At 29.4% G+C, this 2,900-nt stretch carries 4 protein-coding genes; all 4 read left to right on the top strand.

Annotated features, from left to right (window positions below; all coding sequences use genetic code 11):
- Positions 1-143: 143 nt before the first annotated feature.
- Complete coding sequence (gene mscL, locus MR285_RS06710; protein ID WP_293559314.1) at positions 144-560, top strand: large conductance mechanosensitive channel protein MscL; 417 nt, start codon at positions 144-146, stop codon at positions 558-560.
- Positions 557-1,588 (top strand): patatin-like phospholipase family protein, encoded by a 1,032-nt coding sequence (locus MR285_RS06715; protein WP_293559316.1) that lies wholly within the window; start codon positions 557-559, stop codon positions 1,586-1,588. Before mscL ends, MR285_RS06715 begins: the two co-directional genes overlap by 4 nt.
- Positions 1,578-2,207, top strand: coding sequence for a CoA pyrophosphatase (locus MR285_RS06720; protein WP_293559318.1), 630 nt, complete (start codon positions 1,578-1,580; stop codon positions 2,205-2,207). The genes MR285_RS06715 and MR285_RS06720 overlap by 11 nt, the downstream gene beginning before the upstream one ends.
- Before the next feature lie 348 nt (positions 2,208-2,555).
- A partial coding sequence (locus tag MR285_RS06725) for a ubiquitin-like domain-containing protein (protein WP_293559320.1) occupies positions 2,556-2,900 on the top strand: 345 nt, incomplete at its 3' end.

Genomic DNA, 2,900 nt, shown 5'->3' on the forward strand with positions numbered 1-2,900 from the left:
GAACTTCTGAATAAAAATAATATTATTTTAAAACAAATTTAATAAAATCATATTGCCTATTAAGTATAACTTAATAGGTTTTTTTATTAAAATGTTGGGTATCTTATACTAATAAGAAATCCATAAAAATTAGGAGGTAGAAAATGAAGGGATTCATGGAAGAATTTAGGGAATTTATTGCTAAGGGCAATGTAATGGATATGGCAGTTGGTGTTATTATAGGTGGAGCTTTTGGCAAAATTGTATCGAGCCTTGTGGAGAATATTTTAATGCCACTTATTGGAATTATTATTGGTGGAGTTAATTTTTCTGATTTAAGTGTTACTGTTGGAACTGCTGAAGTTAAATATGGCGTATTTTTGCAATCAGTTTTTGATTTTCTAATTATTGCACTTGTAATATTTATAATGATTAAACAAATTTCAAAAGTTACTAGCAAATTTAAAAAAGAAGAAGAAGTGGAACCGACAGAAAAAATATGTCCTTTCTGCAAGTCAACTATTGCAATTGATGCAACTAGATGTCCACACTGTACATCTGAACTTGGAAGTGAAAAATGAAAAAGTGGGGTTTGGTCCTTGAAGGTGGTGGAGCAAAAGGGGCTTATCAAGTAGGTGCTTATTTTGCTCTCATGGAAATGGGATTTAATTTTTCAAAAATTGTTGGAACAAGCATTGGTGCCTTTAACGGAGCAATGTTTGCCCAAGGTGATGCTTACGAATGTTTTAAAGCTTGGAAAAATTTGGACTTTTCTTCCTTTGTAAATGAATTAAAAAGTGTAGAGGAAGATCAAGATATTTTGACTAAAATTGTAGAAAAACTTAGGAATCATGACATAAAAATTCCCGAATTGACAAGGTCTCCCTATCCACTTTTTAGACTAGTGGATCAGTTTATTGATGAAGAAAAACTTAGAAGTTCAGATATAGATTTTGGCATTTGCACAGTTAATGTATCTGATTTAAAAGTTGAGAAATTATTTAAAGAAGATATTGAGAAGGGGTTAATCAAAGATTACATTATTGCTTCCTGTTATATTCCTTTCTTTAAATTAAAACCACTTCACGGAAAAATATTTTTAGACGGAGGTTTTGCATCTCCAGCTCCAATTGAAATGATTGACGATGACATAGATATTGTTTTAGTAAGACTTTCCGATGGTATCATAAAAAATGAAGAGCGTGCAAAATATATTATTAAGCCAAATAAAAGACTTGGTTCGGCACTTGGTTTTGATACGAACAGAGCTGACGAATTAATAAAAAATGGCTACTTCGATGCCTTTAGAACTGTAAAGGGACTAAAGGGAGAGGACTATTATATTTTGCCAATTAAAGAAGAGGAAAGTTTAAAGTATATTTATAAAATTTTAAAGGACAAAGTCGATGAAATCGACAATAAAGTTATTAGAAAAATATTTGAAGAGTATGCACCAAAAGTTGCAGCAGAACTAGACATGCCAGAAAATTTTAAGTATGATGAACTTTTATACAAGCTTTTAGAAAGTGAAGCAGAAAAAAAGAAGATAGACAGGTACAAAATTTATACAGTTGAGGGATTAGTGAGGGAAATAGAAAATGGATTTTAATGCTGATTTTGATTTAATGAGAATTAAAGCTAAACTTCAGAAGAAAAGTTCAATGCCTCTTGATATAAAAAATAGGTTTTCCGTCATGATACCTTTGATAAAGAGAAAGGGAGAAATACATCTTTTGTTTGAAGAAAGGGCACTAACTCTTAGAAATCAACCTGGAGAAATTTCTTTTCCTGGTGGTCGAATTGAGAAAAATGAAAGTCCAAGAAATGCTGCTATTCGTGAAACCTGTGAGGAATTATTAATAAAAGAAAAAGATGTAGAAATATATTCAGAAGGGGATTTTTTAGTAAACCCATATTCCGCTATTATTTACACTTATATTGGCGAGATAAAAAAAGATTTTTTTGAAATTAGTCCTTCAAAGGATGAAGTTGAAAAAATTTTTACAGTACCACTAAAATTTTTTACGGAAACTGAACCAAAATCCTACAAGTTAGATTTAAATGTAAATAGAAACGAAGACTTTCCCTATCATTTGATTCCAAATGGAAAAAATTACAAATTCAAAAGAGGAAGAGAAGAAGTTCTATTTTATGATTATAAAGGCATTATTATTTGGGGTTTTACTGCCAAAATAACGAGAAGATTTGTAGAAAGAATAAGTCTTTGACCTTATATAAAGTGTTAATTATTCAATTTGAATTTTGCTAAAAAAGAAAAGTTTGCTGTAAATAGCACGAAGTAATAAAAAGTTAATAAATACTTGTAACAAAAATGTAATATTTTATTTTAAAGCTCTAAATTTCAAGGTTTAGAGCTTTTTTTATTTTTCTTATAAAATATATTTAAATAATACAAGATAAAAAATGCTTGAATTTCAAGGGTTGTGACAAGAATTACAAAATGGTTACAAAAAATTGACAAAATAAGTTTTTTTTATTATACTTTTATGAAGTTAGAAGAGGTTACAAAATTGTAACAAAATCTACAACTTTGTAACGTTATGGAGGTTATTTATTTGAATAAGAAAAATATTTTTAAAAATGCAAAATTTATTTTAATAGTTCTAGCTCTCGTGTCAGTACTTACAATGGGTTTTAGCACAGCTCTAGGAAATGATGTTGAATTAAATATTAATGGAAAGACAAGGACAGTTTTTACATACGAAAAGACTGTGGGTGCATTTTTAGAAAAAGAAGGTATAGTACTTAAAAATAAGGACGTTGTAAGTCCAAGTGTTGATCAAGAGATTAAGAAGGATATGAAGGTAATGATTACTTCACCAAAATCCTATCACATTAAAGATGGCAACAAGATTTTGATTGCTGAGGCAAATGGATACACAGTTGCTGATGTACTTGAA

The organism is Peptoniphilus sp., assembly GCF_022767005.1.
Classification (GTDB): domain Bacteria; phylum Bacillota; class Clostridia; order Tissierellales; family Peptoniphilaceae; genus Peptoniphilus_A.

Excerpts from the sequence above, each read along its gene's own strand:
- mscL (WP_293559314.1), top strand. The coding sequence starts at position 144 with ATGAAGGGATTCATGGAAGAATTTAGGGAATTTATTGCTAAGGGCAAT.
- MR285_RS06715 (WP_293559316.1), top strand. The coding sequence starts at position 557 with ATGAAAAAGTGGGGTTTGGTCCTTGAAGGTGGTGGAGCAAAAGGGGCT.
- MR285_RS06720 (WP_293559318.1), top strand. The coding sequence starts at position 1,578 with ATGGATTTTAATGCTGATTTTGATTTAATGAGAATTAAAGCTAAACTT.